20 protein-coding genes are annotated in these 20328 nt (G+C 37.1%); 11 read left to right on the forward strand and 9 right to left on the reverse strand.

All coding sequences use genetic code 11. The features are described 5' to 3' along the window. Positions 1 to 139 precede the first annotated feature (139 nt). The 4 genes from pruA to M0D58_RS05965 all read left to right on the forward strand — a co-directional run bounded on the left by pruA (position 140) and on the right by M0D58_RS05965 (position 3901). On the forward strand, positions 140 to 1765 hold the full coding sequence (gene pruA / locus M0D58_RS05950; protein WP_248394246.1) for an L-glutamate gamma-semialdehyde dehydrogenase: 1626 nt from the start codon (positions 140 to 142) through the stop codon (positions 1763 to 1765). Positions 1766 to 1919: 154 nt separating this feature from the next. Then, complete coding sequence (locus M0D58_RS05955) at positions 1920 to 2132, forward strand: cytochrome C551 (RefSeq protein WP_248394248.1); 213 nt, start codon at positions 1920 to 1922, stop codon at positions 2130 to 2132. Between the two features lie 211 nt (positions 2133 to 2343). Further along, positions 2344 to 2547 carry a hypothetical protein gene (locus M0D58_RS05960; protein WP_248394250.1) on the forward strand — a complete coding sequence of 68 codons (204 nt, stop codon included), beginning with the start codon at positions 2344 to 2346 and terminating at the stop codon, positions 2545 to 2547. A 193-nt stretch (positions 2548 to 2740) separates the two neighbouring features. Continuing rightward, positions 2741 to 3901 (forward strand): thioredoxin family protein, encoded by a 1161-nt coding sequence (locus M0D58_RS05965; RefSeq protein ID WP_248394252.1) that lies wholly within the window; start codon positions 2741 to 2743, stop codon positions 3899 to 3901. Between the two features lie 70 nt (positions 3902 to 3971). Here the strand turns inward: M0D58_RS05965 and M0D58_RS05970 are convergent, their stop codons facing one another. Beyond that, the gene (locus M0D58_RS05970; RefSeq protein ID WP_248394254.1) at positions 3972 to 4994 is read right to left on the reverse strand and encodes a 3-oxoacyl-ACP synthase III family protein; all 1023 of its coding nucleotides are present in this window, start codon (positions 4992 to 4994) and stop codon (positions 3972 to 3974) included. Between the two features lie 73 nt (positions 4995 to 5067). On the opposite strand from M0D58_RS05970, the gene M0D58_RS05975 reads away from it, so the two are divergent. The 4 genes from M0D58_RS05975 (at position 5068) to M0D58_RS05990 (ending at position 8665) form a co-directional block, all read left to right on the forward strand. Next, positions 5068 to 5967 carry a magnesium transporter CorA family protein gene (locus M0D58_RS05975; protein WP_248394256.1) on the forward strand — a complete coding sequence of 300 codons (900 nt, stop codon included), beginning with the start codon at positions 5068 to 5070 and terminating at the stop codon, positions 5965 to 5967. Positions 5968 to 6078: 111 nt separating this feature from the next. Further along, positions 6079 to 7665: a patatin-like phospholipase family protein gene (locus M0D58_RS05980; RefSeq protein ID WP_248394258.1), complete on the forward strand. Its 1587-nt coding sequence runs from the start codon at positions 6079 to 6081 to the stop codon at positions 7663 to 7665. 88 nt (positions 7666 to 7753) lie between these two features. Beyond that, positions 7754 to 8251 carry a DUF2199 domain-containing protein gene (locus tag M0D58_RS05985; RefSeq protein WP_248394260.1) on the forward strand — a complete coding sequence of 166 codons (498 nt, stop codon included), beginning with the start codon at positions 7754 to 7756 and terminating at the stop codon, positions 8249 to 8251. A 39-nt stretch (positions 8252 to 8290) separates the two neighbouring features. Further along, on the forward strand, positions 8291 to 8665 hold the full coding sequence (locus tag M0D58_RS05990) for a glyoxalase (protein WP_248394262.1): 375 nt from the start codon (positions 8291 to 8293) through the stop codon (positions 8663 to 8665). A gap of 160 nt (positions 8666 to 8825) precedes the next feature. On the opposite strand, the gene M0D58_RS05995 is transcribed toward M0D58_RS05990, so the two are convergent. The 7 genes from M0D58_RS05995 to M0D58_RS06025 form a co-directional block, all read right to left on the reverse strand. Continuing rightward, positions 8826 to 9374 carry a DNA-3-methyladenine glycosylase I gene (locus tag M0D58_RS05995; protein WP_248394264.1) on the reverse strand — a complete coding sequence of 183 codons (549 nt, stop codon included), beginning with the start codon at positions 9372 to 9374 and terminating at the stop codon, positions 8826 to 8828. Between the two features lie 455 nt (positions 9375 to 9829). Further along, positions 9830 to 11407, reverse strand: coding sequence for a DHA2 family efflux MFS transporter permease subunit (locus M0D58_RS06000; protein WP_248394266.1), 1578 nt, complete (start codon positions 11405 to 11407; stop codon positions 9830 to 9832). Positions 11408 to 11971: 564 nt separating this feature from the next. Beyond that, a complete protein-coding gene (locus M0D58_RS06005; RefSeq protein ID WP_248394268.1) occupies positions 11972 to 13075 on the reverse strand; it encodes an HlyD family secretion protein in 1104 nt (367 codons plus the stop codon). Positions 13076 to 13094: 19 nt separating this feature from the next. Further along, positions 13095 to 14408 carry a TolC family protein gene (locus tag M0D58_RS06010; RefSeq protein ID WP_248394270.1) on the reverse strand — a complete coding sequence of 438 codons (1314 nt, stop codon included), beginning with the start codon at positions 14406 to 14408 and terminating at the stop codon, positions 13095 to 13097. After that, complete coding sequence (locus tag M0D58_RS06015; RefSeq protein WP_248394272.1) at positions 14392 to 15018, reverse strand: TetR/AcrR family transcriptional regulator; 627 nt, start codon at positions 15016 to 15018, stop codon at positions 14392 to 14394. The genes M0D58_RS06010 and M0D58_RS06015 overlap by 17 nt, the downstream gene beginning before the upstream one ends. A 215-nt stretch (positions 15019 to 15233) precedes the next feature. Continuing rightward, positions 15234 to 15518 carry a hypothetical protein gene (locus M0D58_RS06020; RefSeq protein ID WP_248394274.1) on the reverse strand — a complete coding sequence of 95 codons (285 nt, stop codon included), beginning with the start codon at positions 15516 to 15518 and terminating at the stop codon, positions 15234 to 15236. Between the two features lie 60 nt (positions 15519 to 15578). After that, positions 15579 to 16694 carry a DNA polymerase III subunit gene (locus M0D58_RS06025; protein ID WP_248394275.1) on the reverse strand — a complete coding sequence of 372 codons (1116 nt, stop codon included), beginning with the start codon at positions 16692 to 16694 and terminating at the stop codon, positions 15579 to 15581. A 255-nt stretch (positions 16695 to 16949) separates the two neighbouring features. Here M0D58_RS06025 and bamG point away from each other — a divergent pair, with 255 nt between their 5' ends. The 3 genes from bamG to M0D58_RS06040 are packed head-to-tail and all read left to right on the forward strand — an operon-like array spanning position 16950 to position 19891. Continuing rightward, positions 16950 to 18248: a BamG family beta-barrel-assembly machinery protein gene (bamG, locus tag M0D58_RS06030; RefSeq protein ID WP_248394276.1), complete on the forward strand. Its 1299-nt coding sequence runs from the start codon at positions 16950 to 16952 to the stop codon at positions 18246 to 18248. 1 nt (position 18249) lies between these two features. Continuing rightward, positions 18250 to 18843, forward strand: a complete 594-nt coding sequence (locus M0D58_RS06035; RefSeq protein WP_248394277.1) for an LPS export ABC transporter periplasmic protein LptC — start codon at positions 18250 to 18252, stop codon at positions 18841 to 18843. Positions 18844 to 18847: 4 nt separating this feature from the next. Next, a complete protein-coding gene (locus M0D58_RS06040) occupies positions 18848 to 19891 on the forward strand; it encodes an anhydro-N-acetylmuramic acid kinase (RefSeq protein ID WP_248394278.1) in 1044 nt (347 codons plus the stop codon). A gap of 26 nt (positions 19892 to 19917) precedes the next feature. Here M0D58_RS06040 and M0D58_RS06045 read toward each other — a convergent pair whose 3' ends face one another. Further along, entirely contained in the window at positions 19918 to 20307 is a 390-nt protein-coding gene (locus M0D58_RS06045) for an SRPBCC family protein (protein ID WP_248394279.1), read from the reverse strand. Positions 20308 to 20328: the final 21 nt, after the last annotated feature.

Consider the following 20328-nt stretch of genomic DNA (forward strand, 5'->3'; position numbering starts at 1 on the left):
CCTTAGCGCTTGTCAATTTAATCATGCCTGAAAAATTTACTATTCACTTGCGAAGTAAAATTGACCATTCACATATTATAATCCCCCCGAATAAATGTTGTAAATTTGTATCATTAGCAAATAAAAAATATACAACTATATGTCTAAAGCAATTTCGCAAGTACCATTTGCGGTAAATGAACCGGTAAATTCTTATGCACCGGGAACTCCGGAAGTAAAAAGCCTTATCGCTCAATATAAAAAAATGTGGGCTGAAAAGATAGAAATCCCAATGATCATCAATGGTAAAGAAGTAAAAACCGACGATAAGGTTCAGCTTCAGTCACCTCAGGATCATGCCCATGACTTTGGATTTTATCACAGAGGAACCATGCAGCATGTTGACGATGCAATTAATGCAGCACTGGCTGCAAAAAAGCAATGGAACGAACTGGGCTGGGAACATCGTGCAGCAATTTTCTTAAAAGCTGCTGATCTTTTAGCAGGACCTTACAGAGACGTTATCAACGCTGCAACCATGATCGGGCAGTCTAAGAATGTTCACCAGGCTGAAATTGATGCTGCTTGCGAATTTATCGACTTTTTAAGATTTAACGTAGAGTTCATGACAGAAATGTATTCTGAACAGCCGGTTTCCGATGCAGGAATCTGGAACAGAGTAGAATACAGACCATTAGAAGGATTTTGTTTTGCGGTAACTCCTTTTAACTTTACAGCTATTTCAGGAAATTTACCAACGTGTATGGCAATGCTTGGAAACGTAGTGGTTTGGAAACCGTCTGATAAACAGATCTATTCTGCAAAAGTAATCATGGATGTTTTAACTGAAGCAGGCCTTCCTGCCGGAGTAATTAACATGATTTTCACAGACGGAAAAGAAACCGCAGAAAAAGTATTGGCGCACAGAGATTTTGCAGGACTTCACTTTACAGGTTCTACCAAAGTTTTCCAGGGAATGTGGAAAATGATAGGGGATAATATTCACAATTACAGAACATACCCGAGAATCGTAGGGGAAACAGGAGGAAAAGACTTTGTCATTGCGCATCCTTCAGCTAATGTTGAAGCTGTGGCAACGGCTTTGGTGAGAGGAGCTTTCGAATATCAGGGACAAAAATGTTCCGCAGCATCCAGGGCGTATATTCCTCAGTCACTTTGGGCTGATGTGAAAAAAGTAATGGAAAATCAAATCAATTCTATTAAAATTGGTTCTCCTGAAGATCCTTCCAACTTTGTAAATGCGGTAATTGATAAAAATTCTTTTGAAAAATGTAAAGGATATATTGACAGAGCCAATTCTTCAAACGAAGCAAACGTAGTGATCGGAGGAACATGTGATGATGCTAAAGGATGGTTTGTACATCCCACAGTGATCGAAACGACAAACCCTCAATACGAAAGTATGGTGGAAGAAATCTTCGGACCTATCTTATCCGTGTTTGTTTATGAAGATGCCAAATGGGCTGAAACACTGGAACTTGTTGACTCCTCATCTCCTTATTCATTAACCGGTTCTGTTTTTGCACAAGACAGATATGCGATTAATGAAGCATTTAAAGCATTGGAAAATGCTTCCGGAAACTTCTATATCAACGACAAACCAACCGGTGCTGTTGTTGGCCAGCAGCCTTTTGGTGGCGGCAGAGCTTCCGGAACAAATGATAAAGCAGGTTCGAAAATGAACTTATTGAGATGGACATCCGTAAGATCAGTAAAAGAAACCTTCGTTTCTCCAAAAGATTACAAATATCCGTATTTAGGATAAATTATGAGTAATGCATCATTAATAGATACAGCTTCGGATATATTCCGGAGCTTTTTTATTAATTAATATTAATTTTTTTATTAAAATACAATTCATTCTGATTTCGGAATAATTATTGCTAGCTCTAATTCCAATACCAAAAAAATAAAGTATTATGAAAAAATTAATGTTAATCGCAGCACTAGGAGTAATAGCAGTAAGTTGCGGAACAAAGGAATCTTCAATGTCAAACAGCAGTACCGATTCAACAGCAGTAGACAATACCACACAGAGTATGACTCCTGCTACAACGGATACGATGTCTACTACGACAACCACTCCTGACAGCTCAGCAATGAAAATGGATTCAGCAACTACTGTTAAATAATAATAGTTTAACTTGCAATGAACAGTCCTCAGATAATTCTGGGGATTTCTTGTTTAAATTTAAAGCCATTTTTATGACACCTTTTTCAATTTAACATTAAGATTTAAGAAGAATTCGAATTTGAAATTTCAAAGGTTTATTATCTTTTATCTTTTATCTTTTATCTTTAATAACTATATTTGATTATACTTAAACATTAAAAAATATTTCTATGACAAAATTATTTACAGCAGCAGTTTTTGCAATACTGTTTTTAGGAAGCTGCGCACAAAAAAAAGAAGACCGAGAGGAGTTCAAAGAAGAAAGAAACAAAGAATATATGAGAAACAGCATGGGTGAAAGTGCCGCTGCAAATTCCGAAATGGATTCTGCAAACACTGTAAAAACGAAATCGGATTCATCATCTACAAAATAATATTTCCGCAGAAAATTCTGCGGATTTTTTATTAAAAAAAACTTACTGTAATAAACCTATTTTAATAGTAAGATCACTTAAAAAACTTAACCTTAACCAAAGAAAATAATCCAAGAAATGCTGTAACAATTTTTATGTATTACAGACTGATTTCTTAACATAATTATTACATTTGCAATCAATAAAAAGTATTATGAAAAAATTAACAATATTCTCAGCTCTTTTCATAGGAGCACTGGCTTTTGCACAGGGAATTAAATTTGAAGACTCCAACTTCAGCACCATTCTAGCAAAAGCGAAAAAAGAAAATAAACTGATATTTATCGATGCGTATGCTTCATGGTGTGGCCCTTGTAAGCTTATGGTGAAAAATGTTTTTCCACAGAAAAGCGTAGGCGACTATTACAACTCCCATTTTGTGAATGCAAAAATCGATATGGAAAAAGGGGAAGGAATAGAACTTGCCAAAAAATACAATGTAAAAGCATTTCCTACCTATCTTTTCGTAGACGGAAACGGTGAAGTAGTACATAGAACACTGGGATATGTTGAAGAGAATGATTTCATCCAGTTTGCAAAAGATGCAGGAGATCCCAATAAAAGACTGATTGCTTTAAAACAGAAATTCGAAAACGGAGAAAAAGATCCCGAATTCCTGAAAAATCTTGCCGGACTTACCATGTACAATGATGCTGAATTTGCAGCAAGAGTACTGGACCGGTATTTCAGCGAAAAGCCCGAGTTTGACAGAGATGACGTACAAATGCTGCTTTCTGCAACGCAAAGTACGGAAAGTCCATTATACAAAACGTTTGTAGCTAAAAAAGCGGAGATTACCAAAATTCTTCCTGCAGAAAGATATGAAGCTTTTGATAAAAATATAAAAGTAAATACCGCCATCAGAAAAGCGTATAACGCTGATACAAAAAAATGGAACGACAACTCATTCATGGCAGAAACCCAGAAGTTTTTAACAAAAGACGAAGCCGAACGAATCCTGAAAAGAGCAAAAGCCAGCAGAGCTCTTAAAGATAAGGATATTGACACCTACGAAAAAACAACTATTGAACTGTACAAAGATCCATCAGCTTCTTCATCAGAAGAACTGAATTCTATTGCCTGGAATTTCTTTGAAAATGTAACCAATAAGACATCCCTTGCAAAAGCAGTGACTTGGGCGCAGGAATCCGTAAAGAAAAATGAAAATTATGCCAATACTGATACCTTAGCCAATCTTTATAATAAGATCGGAGACAAGAAAAATGCAAGGCTTTGGGCTGAAAAGTCTATCGAGCTCGCAAAAAAATCAGGTGAAGATTATACTGACACTGAAAAATTACTGAACAGTCTTTAATAAATTTAAACATATAAAAACGGCGCGGAAAATAAATTTTCCGCGCCGTTTTTTATACTTCCATTTCTTCTTAATATTCAAACAAAACACTTCCCCACGTAAAGCCGCTTCCGAAAGCAGAAAGAAGTACCAAATCACCTCTTTTGATCTTTCCTTCTTCAATCGCTTCGCTTAAAGCAATAGGAATTGAGGCCGCAGTAGTATTTCCGTATTTCTGGATATTATTATGGATCTTCTCATCCGGAAGTCCGAATTTCTGCTGTACAAACTGAGCAATTCTCAGATTAGCCTGGTGCGGAATAAACATGTCCAGATCATCAATTGTCTTTCCGGCTTTGTCAAGTGCTTCCTGCATGGTTTCAGGAAATCTTGTAACCGCATGTTTAAAAACAAAATTTCCGTTCATGATCGGATACACTTCCTTATTGGTAACATTTTCCGGTTCCTTTCTCATTCTGTCGCTCCACCCGAATTTCGATCCCGGAAACTGTGTGCAGAGTTCATCGGCAAATTTCCCTTCAGAATGCATATTCACGGCTAAAATATCACCAGCATTTTCATCTTCCGATGCAGAAAGTACAACCGCTCCTGCTCCATCACCGAAAATTACGGAAACTCCTCTTCCTTCATCCGAAAAATCAAGTCCGAAAGAGTGTATTTCGGCCCCTACCACCAGAATATTTTTATAATTTCCCGCTTTAATAAAAGCATTGGCAACACTCATTGCATATACAAATCCGGAACACTGATTTCTTACATCCAACGCTCCGATGGTATCACACCCCAGCATTTCCTGCAGCAAAACACCACATCCAGGAAAATAATAATCCGGAGAAAGCGTTGCAAAAACAATATAGTCAATATCTTTTGAAGTAAGCCCTGCATTAGCGATCGCCTTTTCAGAGGCTTTGAAACCAAGATAAGCAGTGGTTTCCTGGGAATCATTTCTGTTTTCTCTGTGTCTCCTTTCTTTTATGCCGGTTCTTTCTGTAATCCATTCATCATTGGTCGTCATTAATTTTGCTAGATCATCATTCGTAACAATGTTATCCGGAACATGGAATCCGATTCCCTTTATTGTACTTTTAATCATATAGTTTTTTAATTTTGGTAAAGATAAAACTTATTTAACACATAGTTTTTCAAAATATTACTATTTTTACTATATGCCAATTGAGACTATTTACAGAGACTCCCAGTGCGAATGGGTAGATGTGGAAGCTCCGTCTGCGGAGGACCTGAAATTTTTACATGAAAGATATGAGATCAACAACCTCCTGCTTGAAGATACACAGGACCCTAATCACCTCCCAAAATACGAAGAAGATGGCGACGTGAAATTTTTCCTGTTGCGGGAAAGTACAGAACTGGAACGTAAAAATCTCAACACCATCAGTGACATCAGCACCAAAATCGGGATTTTCCTGCTCGGCAGGACGATCATAACGGTTCACCGTCTGAAAACCAAAAGCCTTTCCGAAACCAGGAAACAACTTTCCGCACTTACGGCAGAAGCCACTTCGGATCAGATTGCACTGAAAATTGCACTGCTTATCATGAAAAGTTTTGATGATGAATCCGTAAGCCTGTTTGAAACCATGGATAATATCGAAAGTGAAATTTTCCTTAAAAATACCAATCATACGAATCAGATTAAAAGATTATACAAACTCAAAAGAAAATCGGGTCTTAATTCCAGGGTTCTCACCATTTCAGCCGATGCTATTGATAAATTTAAGCTCTTAGACCTTCAGGATTCGGAAACATATGATTTGAAAGATAAACATAAAGATGTGGTGGCAGATTTTGAGCATCTCAATATTCAGATTACCAACCTGATCTCTATGTTTCTGGCTCTGTCTGACCAGAAAGCCAACCAGGTCATGAAAGTACTGGCCATTTATTCGGTTTATTTTTTACCCATCACATTTATTGCAGGGGTTTACGGAATGAACTTCGACAATATGCCCGAACTCCACACCAAGCACGGCTATTTTTTCACACTCGGACTGATGGCTTTGGTGGTGATCTGTACCTTCATCTATGCAAGAAGAAAGCAGTGGTAATTTACAGTTGTAGTTATCGTGAAAATACGGAGCGAAGATATTTCGATTATTACTAATTTTAACATCATCTGCGAAAGTAGCATACTTTAAACCAACCCAATCACAAACACCATGAAACCTGAAATCCTGAAAAAAATATTGGAAGAAGATCTTCTTTCAGAAGAATCCAAAAAAAAGCTGGCTGCATTGCACGACCGTATTTCGGCTAAGGAATTCTCTGATCTTTTAGATGCCGGGGGAAATCAATATGTAGAATTTGTACAGGAAGGAGGCGGTGTCTGGGGAAGTGCTCTCGTAGGTTATCTTTATGGACTTGAAATCTTCGGAATCCGTTTTCTTAAAATTGCAGGTACAAGCGCAGGAGCCATCAACACAATACTGATTGCCGCATGCAAAACTAAGGAAGATGCCAAAAGCGAAGACATTAAAAATATTCTGTTCAACTGGAACTTTGCCGATTTTATGGATGGGAAACCCTATGTAAGAAAAACGATTCATGCGATGCTGAACAATAAAAATTTCCTGAAGATCAATGCCTTTCTTGCTATAGGAACTCTTCTCTTTTTCGGGATACTGGCATTTGTATTTCCAACAGACAAAATATGGCAAACAAAAATCCTTTTTTCAATTCCCATGTTTTTAGTAATTATGGGAGTTTTATTTTTATTAAAACTTTATTCTGATCTGAAAAAAAGGAATTCGGGACTGAATCCCGGAAATACTTTTTTAACGGCCATGAAAGACGCATTAAATAAATTTGATATTAAAACAGTGGCTGATCTTAATGAAAAGTTTGTCAAAACAGGAAAAAATCTTAACCTCAGCTACCGTTACGGAAATGAAATGCAGTATTATAACAAAGCACTGGAAAGCATTGAGGAGATCAGGATTAATAATCAGGAGCATATCGATAAGATCCGGTATAAAATTTTCTATGACAGTACGGTAAACAATGAATACTATAAAAAAGATCCTTTTTATCTCCTGAAATCGGAATATATTGTGATCACTACCGACATTAACGCTAAAATAAAGGTGGAACTTCCTACAATGGCTAATCTATACTGGTCTGAAGAGGAACTGAAGCACATCAGTCCGGCAGAGTTTGTACGGGCTTCCATGTCGGTCCCTTTCTTTTTTGAGCCGATGCAGAAAGCAATCAATAAAAATGATGATTCTGTAAAATATGCCTGGAAATTCTGGATGAATACTACCCCGGAAAATATTAATCCTGCCGGTGTTTTCATTGATGGCGGAAGTATTTCCAATTTCCCGATTGACCTTTTCCATTCCTCAGATATTTTTTATCCGAGAATGCCTTTATTCGGAGTACAGCTTACCAGCGATTCTGATCTTCTTTCAGAAAAAGGAAAAACGGCAGCAGAGGTACTGAAATCTCCCCTCACCTATTCCGGAAATATCATCAGCACTTTAAAAGGGTTTAATGATAAAACATTTCTTACCAAACATACGTTCTATCATCTGTTCAGCATCCAGACCGTGAACTGCGGAAGCAGCAGCTGGCTGAATTTCTTTATGAAAAAGGAGGAAAAAGAAGAGCTTTTTAACCGCGGTTTTCAGGCTGCCCTCGATTTTCTAAGCAATTTCGACTGGAACACCTACAAATGCGAACGCATGATGCTTTCCATGAAAGAAAAAAAGATTCTGAAGGAAGAGGATACAAAAACGGTGGGGTAAAATAATAGAAATAAATTGAGAAGAATTCCGTTGCTATTAGTTTGATCTAAAAGACCGCTAAAATGGAATCTCAAATAAAATAAAAATCATGAAATACATTTGTCAATGCTGTGGCGAAGAAAAGGAGGACTGGCCTGCCATAGCGTATTCAGTACCTTATCCTTATTTTAATTTATCTGATGATGAAGTAGCAAATTCAGAATTATCTGCAGATTTATGTATCATCAGATATTCCGATGAGACCTGTTATTTTATAAGAGCAGTACTTGTTCAGGAGGTAAATGAAAACTGCCAGGATCTTGAGTACGGAGTATGGGTTTCCTTAAGTGAGAAAAGCTATAATGAATATGCTGAGAATTATCATAATGAAGAATTTGAAAGCGGCTTTTTTGGCTGGCTTTCCAATAATCTGCCGGATTATTCATTTGAGGAACCCATTCCAACAGATGTTATTGTAAATAATAAAATAGGACGACCGTTTGTATACCCGCATGAAAGTCATAATCATCCTTTTGTAAATGATTTCTATCTTGGAATTTCAAAAGAAGAAGCTGAAAAGAGAATTGATTTTGTATTAAATCAGTGATAAAATTAAAGTAATTTTGTGTTCATAAAATTCCCGATAATGCTTAATAAAACAGACCTTAGAGAAAACTTATCAATTCCAGCATCAGACGATACAGGCCCAATTGAAGTATTTCAGAATCAAATCTTACGCCCTGTCCTGAAATTACAGAATGAAATTTTTCTTATGCTGTTTCAGGATTATGCGGGGTCCAAAATACCAGATTTTAATTCTTTAACAACAGATAAGAAAATAAATTTCATTGAACAGAGTCTCCGGAAGGATCACGCATTGAGAAATATTTTCATCGGAATGACCATCGGAATGTTTACTGCTGACGAGATGAAAACCTATATTCCAGACAAGAATGTTTTTAACAAAAGAATTATCACGATGCTCACCGAACGGCTGAAAAGTCAAATGAAATTGATGTAACGTCAGTTCGAGTGTTTTTCGCAGCGCAGCGGAGAAAAATGTATCGAGAACCTCGGATTGGTTCTTTAATTTCTCGATATGCTTTTTTCAAAAGCTACTCGAAACGACGTTACGCAAACATTTATTTAAACCATTAAGGTTTTATGAAGAAGTTAAATTCTCATTCCAGCCACTTCGGATTTTGCTGTAGTACTTTTTCATAAACCGGACATTCTTCCGTGTGAGAACCTTTTAAATACCCAATACTCATCAAGAATTCATTCACAATTTCACCACCTGTAAATTTGAAGGTTTTCTTGAAAAGCTTCATCCATTCCGGCAGTGTTTTCGGGTGATGATGTTCCAGCCAATTTTCAAATGAGCCAAATTCTTTTTGCAATTCGATAATGGTTTTTGCGTTTTCTATCGCGGCATTGACCTTTAATTTATTTCGGATAATTCCGGGGTCATTCAAGAGTTTTTCACGATCTTCTTCTGTATATGCCGCTACTTTTTGAATATTAAAATTATCATACGCCTTCCTGAAGCCTTCTTCTTTTTTCAGGATCGTTTCCCAGCTCAGTCCTGCCTGGTTAATTTCCATCACCAGTCTTCCGAACAATTCATTGTCATCATGAATCGGGAAACCATAATGGTTATCGTGATATTTTTTATGCAGTTCCTTCCTGCTTTCGGGCTGCATTCTGTCTATGGCTGCGCAATAACTCATTTACAAATAATTTCGTTTGGTTAAAATTCTATTTACTCTGTAAATATACAACCTGACTGTGACAGATGCGTGTCAGGAGACGTTATTTATTACTTCAAACCTTTCAACACAAATTGAAATACGCTTAAGATATATTTTTATACGCCTAACTGTTATATTTATACGCTTTAATATTATAGATATACGCATAAAATATATAGAGATGTGTTTTAGATTAATATATATACATATAAGGTATATAATTATACACATAAGACGTCAAATCATATGTCTTAAATATATAAATACCTATCCGGAACGTGAACAGAGCTATCTGCCGGAGATCTTTCGGGGTGAAATAAGCTTCAGTACTGTAAACAATGCAGAGGATCTCATTATAACCGACAATATACCGCTGCAAAACCCGGCCGGATATGAAAAAACCTCCGCGAAGGAGGTTTTTATAAGGTATATACTTAATGCATGGCTTCACTCAGATCAATCTTCTGTTTGCTTTTCCTTTCTTTAATGAAAAGAATAAACGGAATACAGATTAGGAAAATCACACCCAGATAGAGGAATACATCCATATAGGAGAGAACCGTAGCCTGTTTTGTTACTGAAAGATCAAGCATTTTGTAGGCGGCATTCATGGCGGCATCAGGCGTCATTCCTTTTGCCATGAAACTTCCTTTCAGAGCCTGGAGTCGTTGCTGAACAGCAAAATCATTTTCATCAAGATGCGAAATCAGGTTCAGTCTGTATTTTTGTCCGGCATTGGCAATGAAAGTCGTTATCGCTGCAATCCCGAATGATCCTCCGAGCTGCCTCATCATCCCGGTAAAAGCTGCTCCCTGCCCGATTTCCTGTCCTTTCAGTGTACTTAGAGAGAGCGATGTAATCGGGATAAATAATAATCCCAGACCGGCTCCTCTTACGATCAGCATCCAGAAAAAGGCGTCTTTACTGGTATCCGGTGTTAATATTTTATAGCCCCAGAAGCTGTAGATAAAAAAGATAAACAATCCTAAAGAAACCAAGATCTGCTGTTTTGCCCCTTTAGACAATAATCTTCCGATAATCGGCATCATGAAAGCGGTAGTCAATGCTGCAGGAATCATTAATGCCCCCGACTGAAGTGCTGTCCACCCCAGGATACTTTGTGTATACAGTGGAACAATAAAGGTGGAGCCATATAACCCGAATCCTAAAACAAAAGACATAATGGTTCCAATCCTCAGATTTCCGTTTTTCAGAACCCGAAGTTCTACAATAGGATATTTAAAAGTAAGTTCTCTCCATAAGAAAAGTATAAATCCGAGAACGGCCGAGATGGTGAATGTAACGATCATTCCACTTTCAAACCAGTCTTCTTCATGACCTCTTTCAAGGATAAACTGTAAAGAACCTACGGTAATTGCCAGTAAAGCGATCCCGATCCAGTCAACATCCGAAACTTTTCTTTTTTCGGCATATTTCGGACTTCTTACAAACTGCAGGGTCATTAATGTTGCTGCAATCCCGATTGGAATATTGATATAAAAAATATAAGGCCAGCTGAAGTTATCTACAATATATCCTCCAAGCGGTGGTCCCAGTGTAGGACCGATGATGACTCCCAGACCGTAAATTGCCTGTGCCATACTTCTTTTTTCGATGGGATAAGATTCCGTGATGATGGTTTGTGAAGTTACCAGCAAAGCGCCTCCTCCGATTCCCTGCATCAGCCTGAAGAATACCAGTTCCCAAATGTTGGTGGCATTTCCGCACAGGAATGAGAATACGGTAAATATAATAATGGATGCCGCAAAGTAATTTCTTCGTCCGAACTGCTGCGAAAGCCAGCTCGTCATCGGTACAATGATCACGTTCCCGATCGCATATGCCGTAATGACCCATCCTACCTCAGAAAGTGTGGCTCCGAGGTTACCCTTCATCTCGTTGAGGGCTACATTTACAATCGTGGAGTCCACAATTTCAAGCAAAGCACAAAGAATAGCTGTAATCGTGATGATTACTCTTCGGGCTCCATATTCTACTAATGAATCTTGCATGTTTGTTTTAATAGTATTAAAAAAGAGATTATGAGATCCAGAAACTTTATTGAAATCAGAACAAGTTTTAACGAACTAACTTTATTCTTTATTATTAATTTCCGGTTTAATGAAAAAAAATCATCCTTCATTAAACATAATTCTGAATCCCAAAAAATCTTAATTTAAAAAGTGAATTGTCAATAATCTTCTTCATTGTTGTCTGGTGTACAGCTTCATTTCAGCATTCATGTTGATCTTCGTCATACATTGCCACTTCATCATCAGCCTGATTTACATTTCCACAAGGTGGCTGATTTTCATCTTCAAACTTTCACCAGCATGATGATCAAACCTCTTCCTATCTTCCTCATCACCAACTGCTCCTGAATACATTGACAATTCTCTTATATTATTTTTTGAAAAGTGAATTGTCAATTGCCTGTCGTCATTATCGCCTTCGCCTTAATTTCTGCATCATAGTCGATCACCTCTACATATACTTTCTTCATTGTGATCGGCAACGTCTTCATTTCCTCTGCATATAAGCTGCTTCTGCAATTATTGACAATCCACTTTATATTTTTATTTCAGTGAAACTTCTGCTTTTACGTTCATTCCCGTTCTTAATCTTTTGGCAACATCTTTATCAAGATTTACAAAATCAATTTTTACAGGAAGCCTCTGCACTACTTTTACGAAGTTACCGCTTGCATTATCCGGAGGAAGGATAGAGAATGTAGCACCGGTGGCTGGAGAGAAAGAGCTTACTACCCCTTCAAATTCCCTGTCCGGGAAGGCATCAATTTCAATTTTCACTTTCTGCCCTTCTACCATTTTATCAACCTGGGTTTCTTTGAAGTTAGCCACTACCCATTTCTGATCATTTTTAACCAAAGCAAACAACTGTGATCCGGCCTGTAAATATTGCCCTGCCTGAATAGGAACTTTACCTACATATCCGTTTTCAGGAGCTACAATTACCGTATAGGAGAGGTTTAATCTGGCATTTTCCACATCTACTTCTCTTTGTTTGGCAACAGAACCTGCCACGCTGATCTGCTGGGAGCTTGCTGCTGTCTGGGAAGAAGCGATATTGGTTTGCTGTGCAATCTGGTTTCTCTGATCGATGAGTACCTGCAACTGTTTGTCGGCAGTTTGTTTTGCTGCCAAAGCCTGCTCGTATTGCTGTTCTGTAATAGAATGGTCTTTTACAAGATTCGCGTATCTTTTTAGATCCTGGGTAGTTTTCCAGACGTTTACTTTTGCAGCTTCAATCTGTGCATTGGCTGTAGTAACCGCTGCTTGAGAAGAGCCAATATTTTTAGAGGTGGCTGTAGTGGATGCCTGCGCATTTGAAATATTACTTTTTGCCGTAGCCAAAGCTGCTTCTGCCTGTTCAAGCGCCATTTTCTGATCTCTGTTATCCAAAATAACCAGAGTATCCCCTTTTTTTACGAACTGGTTATCCTTTACTTTTACATCCGCTACATATCCAGAAATTTTTGAAATTACGGGAGCCATGTTGGAAGCAATCTGTGCATCATCTGTCTCTTCGTGCACCTGTCCGTATGAATAAGTTCTGTATCCATAGATTCCGCCGCCGATTAAAACAACTGCTAAGATAATAGGGAATACTAAACTTTTTTTCTTTTTAGTTTCGGTTACTTGTGTAGTATTATTTTCCATTTTCGGTATCGCTCTTAATTTATTTTGTTGTTAAAGTTCCTGTAGTTTGTAATAGTTTTCTGTAAGCCAGTGCCGCATCTGCCTTTGCATTGATAACGCCTACATTGGCTGCAATCTGGGCTGCATCAGCATCAAGAAGTTCGGTCATCGTGGCAAGACCGTTGTCGTATTTATTTTTTGTTATTCTGTAGTTTTCATTCGCCTGTTCAGCAGATTTTTCAAATACCGCGATTCTTTTTTTGGAATAATCTGTGTTCTGATATTCTCTGTTGACATCCAGTTTGATGTTATCATTCAATAACTCATTGGTGGCTGTAAGCTGCATTTCTCTTGCTCTGGACTGTTTCAGTGAAGAGTTTTCTTTCCAGAGATTTGATAAATTATAGGAAATCCCGACTCCGACATTCACTGCATTATAAATCGTTAAAAACTTAGGAATATCCGCAGCAACATATCCGCCTGTAAAAGCAATAGAAGGAAGGTTTTCCGCTTTTGCCGCCTTCGTTCCCAATGCTGCAGCCTGTCTCTGCTTATCCAGCGCCTGAAGATCTTTACGGTTTTCTCTTGCCGTGTTGATATAATAATCTACTGTTCTTATGTCCTCTCCTTCTTCAATATAGTTTTCATCCACTTCAATTTCCGTTGTTTCCGGAATACCGAGCAAAAGATCCATGTTGATATTGGCGATATTGTAATTATTTTTGGCTTCAAGGAGCTGCAGTTCTATGTTTGAGGTCTGAAGATTGGCTTTTAACCTGTCATTTCTTGCGATAAGGCCATTGTTTTCCATTTTAAGGAAAGTTTCATCCCTTTTTTGGGAAGCAGAAAGATTTTCTTCCAATACTTTAATCGACTGATTGGCCTTGAAAAGATTATTGTAAGCCTGTGCAACATTGTAGGCAATGGCTACTTTATCATTTTCAGTGCTTAATTTTGATGCTTCCACCAGATATTTTGCAGATTCGATACCATATTTTATTCTTCCGCCACTGTAGATAGGAACGCTGAGGTTGGCAGATCCGTAAGCCACCTGATGTACTTCAGGGCCGCCATCTCCGGAAACTCCCGGAAGTTTGATGTTGATATTAGGTTTTAGCGGAAGGTACATATAGCTTCCGGAAACTTTCAGCTCCGGTAACTGTCTGTTTTTTGCTTCCAGAAGGTCTGCCGTGGCCTCTTCGATCTTAGCGGCATCAATCTTCAGATTTTTGCTGTTCTGAATACCCAACTGCACAGCTTCATCAAGAGTGAGTGTTCTTTTCTCCTGTGCATTTGCCTGTGCAATTCCTATGAATAATGCCAGTGCAACAACTGAGTTATTTATTTTCTTCATACCCTAGAAGGTCTTTTAATAAGTATTTTATATGTGTATTAAGCTCTGTGTAATATGTATCGTCAAAAATTTCTTCTTCATCCGTATTATTCAGGAATTCTTTGTACATTTCCTTTGCATTGGATGCATAAAATAAAGTCCCGCTCACCGTGGAATGGAGAAGATAAATTGGCGGATTCTTTGTAAAAATTCCTTTCTTCAGCCCGCTTTCCAATATTTTTGAATACATGGAAATAAATCCCATTTTTGTCTGTTTCAGGAAATCCACAATATGAGGATTCTGCGTATGCAACTGCTCTCTCTGCATGATTCTATAGAAACATTTCTGATGTCTTACTTTTCCTGCAAACTGGTCTACAATCTTTTCTATTTTCTCCCAATCATTAATATCGGTTCTTTCCAGAATATCTTTTGAAAAAAACTGTCCTTCATTCATCCTGTATTCCACAAGTTTTTCGTACAGCTTTTCTTTTGAACCGAAATAATAAGAGATCATCGAAATATTCACATTGGCTGCTTTGGCAATCTCCCGGATGGAAGTTCCCTCGAATCCTTTTTCAGCGAAAAGCTTCTCGGCAGCAAACAGTATATTTTCTTCTTTTGAAATCATTCTTATGTTCTCATTTTGATGGTGCAAATGTACGACCGTTTTTTAATAAATCAAACGATTGATTGATTTTTATGTTAAATTTAATTTATTTTTAATATTGGTTAATCTAACATGTTGAATTTAGACTTGTTTAGGATAAATAAATAGTCCGTCTCACAATAGTGAAACGGACTATTTTATCCTTTTACCGACCTCAGATCTGAGGCCAATTCTTCTTATTTGTCTTTTTTAAAGAGCATTATTAGCAATATTATTATCCATATTGTTAATATGCAATATCTGAAATAGCCAATATATTTTGTTGATTCATCGATAACAATAGAATTATTTAAAATTAAAAATATAATTAACAGTAGAGAAAAAACTACAATAATTATCATGATCATCTTAAACCATCTATTATTCTTATCTATTTCATTATGCTTTTTCTTTTTTCTGAATAATAATAAAAATGTTATTAATGCTAAAACTGTTTGTAAGTATATTAAATATTTTTCCATTTTTACATCTTACCGCCGTAGTAATAGTTGCTGTGAGAGATAATTATTTACAATTTCCTATTAACCTTTATGAATATAGCGTGATAATTTTATTCCCAGATCGGTCCACACGATTTTCGGGTTTCCGTTTCTGGTGAGATGGAGATCGGCAGTACTGATTTCTTCAAGAATGCTTTCGATATTGGCTCCGCTGATGAATTTTGAAAACCCGAGCCAGTTGAATCCATTGGCATCAATTTTTTTATAAACCAGATCTTCCGACTGGTAATTCTGCAACAGGGCAAGCCTGAAAATTTCTGAACAGTAATTGAGGAAGTTTTTTTGCTTTTCCCGGTTCCAGCCGGCAATTTCCCTTGCCCACAAAATAATGCTTTTCAGGAACTCCGGTTTTTTCTTAACCATAAAAGCGTCCCTCACCCACTGAATAAAAAGCTTTTCAAATTCATCGCTTTTATTCCCCGATTGCATCAGCTTCAGAGCAGCATTAAGATCTCCTTGTGCCTGATGGATAATCTCTCCTGTTTTATCCTGAGAAATATTGAAATTCTTTTTCAGATATGCTTCGAGATCTTCATCGTTGATTCTCGGAACTTCCACAATCTGGGTTCTGGAAAGAATGGTAGGAAGAATATCGTTGGTACTTTCTGCGGTAAGAATAATAACGGTTTTTGCAGGAGGTTCTTCTAAAAACTTCAGGAATTTGTTGGCTGCTGCAATGTTCATTTTATCGGCACGCCAAACGATGAGGATTTTGGTTCCTCCTTCAAAACTTTTTAACGAAAATTTCTGGTTTTGGTCATCAACTTCATCGGCAGAAATAAAAAGCTGCTTATTTTCTGATTCCAGAAAGGCAGTCCAGTCATCATAGCTCGAATACGGAGAATTGATAATCATCTCCCGGAATTCTTCAAATTTGTTTTTGCTTAAAGAATTTCTGTTATCGGTAAAAACCGGAAAGCTGAAATGAAGATCAAGGTGGTTGAGATGTTCTACTTTTGAAGCAGCATGCTCATTTTCACTGCTTAAAATTTCTTTTGCATATGCCAAAGCCATAGGCAAGGTTCCGTACCCCTCTTTCCCTACAAAAAGCTGGGCATGACTCACTCTGTTTTCGGCAATACTTTCTCTCAGAAGTTTTTTCAGATTTTCCTGTCCGGCAATGTTCTCCCAATTCATGGCTCAAAGATAAAGAAATTTGTAATTTGTAGAATGTGAATTTTTACTTCGTAAGCGAATTTTGCGTCGCAAATCAATTGTGAATTTTTATCATGTATATATAAATAATGTACAAAAATCATAAGCAAAGCGAATTCACGATTGACCATTAACCATAATTATGTCTATTAATCGTCCTTAACAAACTTTAACCTCTTATAATTTTTACAATTCATTAATATTTAAGATATTTGCGCATTGTTTTAAAAATAAAGAATGAAAAAAATCTTTGTACTATCATTAATATCAGTCGGATACTTCCTAAACGCGCAGAATCTGAGTAATTCACCTTATGCGACCTACGGAATCGGTGATATTAAATATGATAATACGATCGAAACTTCCTCAATGGGAGGTATATCTACAGCTTTTATAAGCGATTTTACCAGTAATTTCAACTTTGCAAACCCTGCAAACAATGCTAATTTCGAGCTTACAAGTATTAAGCTGGAAGCTACCAACGAAAATAATTACTTTAAAACAGATTATAACAATACGAAGTCTACCAAACATTCTACGTATTTATCCAATATTTCCCTGGCTTTTCCATTATCTCCGAAACTGAAAATGGGGCTTTCTTATCAGCCTTACAGTTCCAAGAGCTATGAAATTGTTCATATCGATGACATTACAGACGAAAATGGTGTAGTATACGATAAAAGAGCCAACAGATTTAAAGGAAGCGGAACATTAAATACCGCTCAGATTGCATTAGGCTATAAAGTTAATGATAAATTTGCCGTTGGAGCGAGAGCCAACTACTATTTTGGTAACCTTTATGACCTGAATGAGCTTACTTATGCCAGCGCAGAGCTTATTAACGGTTATGAAACAAAAAACAGCATCAAAAATTTTAACTTTACGCTGGGAGCAAGCTACCAGAACCTAAATACAAGTACCGACAGAAAACTTACGATTGGTGCAACCACTACTTTTGGTAATACCAGTAACATGGCCACTGATTATGTAAACAGTACTTATTTCTATTCTGATGCCGGGCAAACTATAAAAGCCAATGAAAGTATTATTGAGAAAAGAAGTACGGATTCTAAAAATCTTATGCCATTACAAGCCTCTTTAGGAGTAGGATACGGAGAAGAAAACAAATGGTTCTTATCCCTTCAGGGAGATTATAAAAAGGGAGAAAGCATTGCTTATTTCGGACAGTCCTTGGATCTTCAGGATTCTTACAGAATTTCTGCCGGAGGTTGGTATTTGCCGAATTACAATAACTTCAGAAGTTATTTTTCCAGAATCGTATACCGTTACGGAGCTTTTTATGAAAAGGGAAGCTTACAGATTGCTGGACAAAATATCAATAAATTCGGGGTTTCCGGAGGAGTTCTTCTGCCATTTAAGAACAGCAGCATTACAAGGATGAGCGGTCTTGAACTGGGCCTTGAAGTCGGAAAAAGAGGAACACTTAAAAATAATCTCATCAACCAAAACTATATTAACCTGAGAGTCGGTTTTAATTTTGCAGATAAGTGGTTCAGAAAGACTCTATACAACTAAAATGAAGTTCTTCAGAAACATATCATATAAAAAAAATATAGCATACCTTTTTAGTTGTGCTATATTTTTTATGGTAACATCCTGTGAGGAAGACCTTACCAATAACAAAGGTAAAAACAATAAAAACTTTGCTTCACAGATTATCAATAACGCCAATATTATTCAGCGGGATTCCGGTTTTGTAACGATGCGGGCCAAAGCTCCCATTATTGAAAAATATGAGCTTATCGACAGTCCTTATACCGTGGCAAGAAAAGGAGTGAATATTCTTTTTTTCGATAAAAAAAAGCCAAAAGTACCCGGAACCATAAAAGCAAAATATGCAAAATTCTACGATTACAAGCAATTTTACGAAGCCAGAGGTGATGTAAGAATTACAACGAATGAAAATGAAAGGTTTGCCATGCAGACCGTTTTCTGGGATCAGCGAAAGAAAAGAATCTATACCCGTGATACGGTATATGTAACGATGAAAGACGGATCAACACTGATCGGGGCACACGGAATGACCGCTAAGGATGATTTTTCCGAATATGTTTTTTACCAGAATTCGGGAGATTTTACTACCGACAAACTATCTGAAAAACAAAAATAGCATTATGACTTTCCATGCGATAGGACTGATGTCCGGAACGAGTTTAGATGGTCTGGATATTTGTTTTGTAAAATTTGAAAAAGTTCATTCATGGAGTTTCGAAATTATAAAAGCTGAAACGGTTTCTTATTCTGAAAATCTTTACAATGACTTAAAGCATGCGATAGATCTTTCCGCAGAAAAACTGCTGGAATTGAACTCTGCATACGGATTTTTTTTAGGAAAAACCGTAAAAAGCTTTATTGAAAAGCATGGGCTTAAAAACATAGATCTTATCGCTTCTCACGGCCACACGGTTTACCATCAGCCTCAAAAAAAATTTACCCTTCAGATCGGTGACGGCCGTGCTATCAGGCTGGAAACAGGTATTCCTGTTGTTTATGATTTCCGGAGCCAGGATGTTTTAATGGGTGGTAACGGAGCTCCATTGGTGCCAATTGGTGACAAACTTCTTTTTTCTGAATATCATGCATGCCTTAATCTCGGAGGTTTTTCCAATATTTCATTACAGTCTGAAGGCAGGAGAATTGCTTTTGATATTGCCCCAGTAAATATTGTTCTCAATAAACTGGCTCAATATTTAGGTAAAGATTTTGATGAAAACGGAGATTTGGCAAAAAAAGGAACTATTCATGCAAGCCTTCTTTCATCATTAAATTCATTAGAATTTTACCATCAGCCCCATCCTAAATCTTTAGGAATTGAATGGTGTAATGAAAATATATTTCCATTATTTGAAAACGTGGACCATATTGATGCTATAGCGACATTTACCGAACATACTGCTCACCAGATTGCAAAGGTGATTAATAAAAATCATCTTAAAAATGTCCTTTTTACAGGCGGTGGAACGTACAATCACTATTTAATTGAAAAAATCCGGGATAAAACACAGGCTGAAATTATCATTCCTGAAAAAGAAATTATCGATTATAAAGAAGCCCTGATTTTTGCTTTGATGGGAATTTTAAGGTTGAATAATGAAATTAACGTACTTGCTTCCGCAACGGGAAGCCCGAATGATCACAGTTCCGGAATTATTGCATAAAAAAACCTCCGTTTGCGGAGGTACTGTTATTTATAAGCTTCGATCTTATCGGTAAGGGTGTTGATAAAGTTCTGAAGAGGTTTTTCCACCATCATTTTAATAAACGGATTAAACTTTCCTTCAAACAACATCTGTACTTCTGTCTGGTTTTCATTAACAGGATTCAAAGCTGCTGTCAGTGAAAAATCAAGACTGGAGCTTGCCGATTTCAAGACTGCTTTATCACTGGTGACTTCATCTATTTTAAGAGCAATTTCCGGCATGCCCTGCAGCCCGAATTTAAATCCGTCTTCTCTCGTTTCAAACTTCTGTAAACCATCCGGCATGAAATCTTTGTAATTTTCAGGAGATTTCAGGATTTCTACCAGGTCTTTAGATGATTTATTCACAATAATCTTTCGTCCTTCTAAATTCATTTTTTATTTTTGTATTAAATT

It is taken from the genome of Chryseobacterium nepalense, assembly GCF_023195755.1.
GTDB lineage: Bacteria > Bacteroidota > Bacteroidia > Flavobacteriales > Weeksellaceae > Chryseobacterium > Chryseobacterium nepalense.

Excerpts from the sequence above, each read along its gene's own strand:
- M0D58_RS06035 (WP_248394277.1), top strand. The coding sequence starts at position 18,250 with ATGAAGTTCTTCAGAAACATATCATATAAAAAAAATATAGCATACCTT.
- M0D58_RS06000 (WP_248394266.1), bottom strand. The coding sequence starts at position 11,407 with ATGCAAGATTCATTAGTAGAATATGGAGCCCGAAGAGTAATCATCACG.
- M0D58_RS06020 (WP_248394274.1), bottom strand. The coding sequence starts at position 15,518 with ATGGAAAAATATTTAATATACTTACAAACAGTTTTAGCATTAATAACA.
- M0D58_RS06005 (WP_248394268.1), bottom strand. The coding sequence starts at position 13,075 with ATGGAAAATAATACTACACAAGTAACCGAAACTAAAAAGAAAAAAAGT.
- M0D58_RS05985 (WP_248394260.1), top strand. The coding sequence starts at position 7,754 with ATGAAATACATTTGTCAATGCTGTGGCGAAGAAAAGGAGGACTGGCCT.
- M0D58_RS05955 (WP_248394248.1), top strand. The coding sequence starts at position 1,920 with ATGAAAAAATTAATGTTAATCGCAGCACTAGGAGTAATAGCAGTAAGT.
- M0D58_RS05970 (WP_248394254.1), bottom strand. The coding sequence starts at position 4,994 with ATGATTAAAAGTACAATAAAGGGAATCGGATTCCATGTTCCGGATAAC.
- M0D58_RS05960 (WP_248394250.1), top strand. The coding sequence starts at position 2,344 with ATGACAAAATTATTTACAGCAGCAGTTTTTGCAATACTGTTTTTAGGA.
- bamG (WP_248394276.1), top strand. The coding sequence starts at position 16,950 with ATGAAAAAAATCTTTGTACTATCATTAATATCAGTCGGATACTTCCTA.
- M0D58_RS05995 (WP_248394264.1), bottom strand. The coding sequence starts at position 9,374 with ATGAGTTATTGCGCAGCCATAGACAGAATGCAGCCCGAAAGCAGGAAG.
- M0D58_RS05980 (WP_248394258.1), top strand. The coding sequence starts at position 6,079 with ATGAAACCTGAAATCCTGAAAAAAATATTGGAAGAAGATCTTCTTTCA.
- M0D58_RS06015 (WP_248394272.1), bottom strand. The coding sequence starts at position 15,018 with ATGATTTCAAAAGAAGAAAATATACTGTTTGCTGCCGAGAAGCTTTTC.
- M0D58_RS05975 (WP_248394256.1), top strand. The coding sequence starts at position 5,068 with ATGCCAATTGAGACTATTTACAGAGACTCCCAGTGCGAATGGGTAGAT.
- M0D58_RS06045 (WP_248394279.1), bottom strand. The coding sequence starts at position 20,307 with ATGAATTTAGAAGGACGAAAGATTATTGTGAATAAATCATCTAAAGAC.
- M0D58_RS06025 (WP_248394275.1), bottom strand. The coding sequence starts at position 16,694 with ATGAATTGGGAGAACATTGCCGGACAGGAAAATCTGAAAAAACTTCTG.
- pruA (WP_248394246.1), top strand. The coding sequence starts at position 140 with ATGTCTAAAGCAATTTCGCAAGTACCATTTGCGGTAAATGAACCGGTA.
- M0D58_RS06010 (WP_248394270.1), bottom strand. The coding sequence starts at position 14,408 with ATGAAGAAAATAAATAACTCAGTTGTTGCACTGGCATTATTCATAGGA.
- M0D58_RS06040 (WP_248394278.1), top strand. The coding sequence starts at position 18,848 with ATGACTTTCCATGCGATAGGACTGATGTCCGGAACGAGTTTAGATGGT.
- M0D58_RS05965 (WP_248394252.1), top strand. The coding sequence starts at position 2,741 with ATGAAAAAATTAACAATATTCTCAGCTCTTTTCATAGGAGCACTGGCT.
- M0D58_RS05990 (WP_248394262.1), top strand. The coding sequence starts at position 8,291 with ATGCTTAATAAAACAGACCTTAGAGAAAACTTATCAATTCCAGCATCA.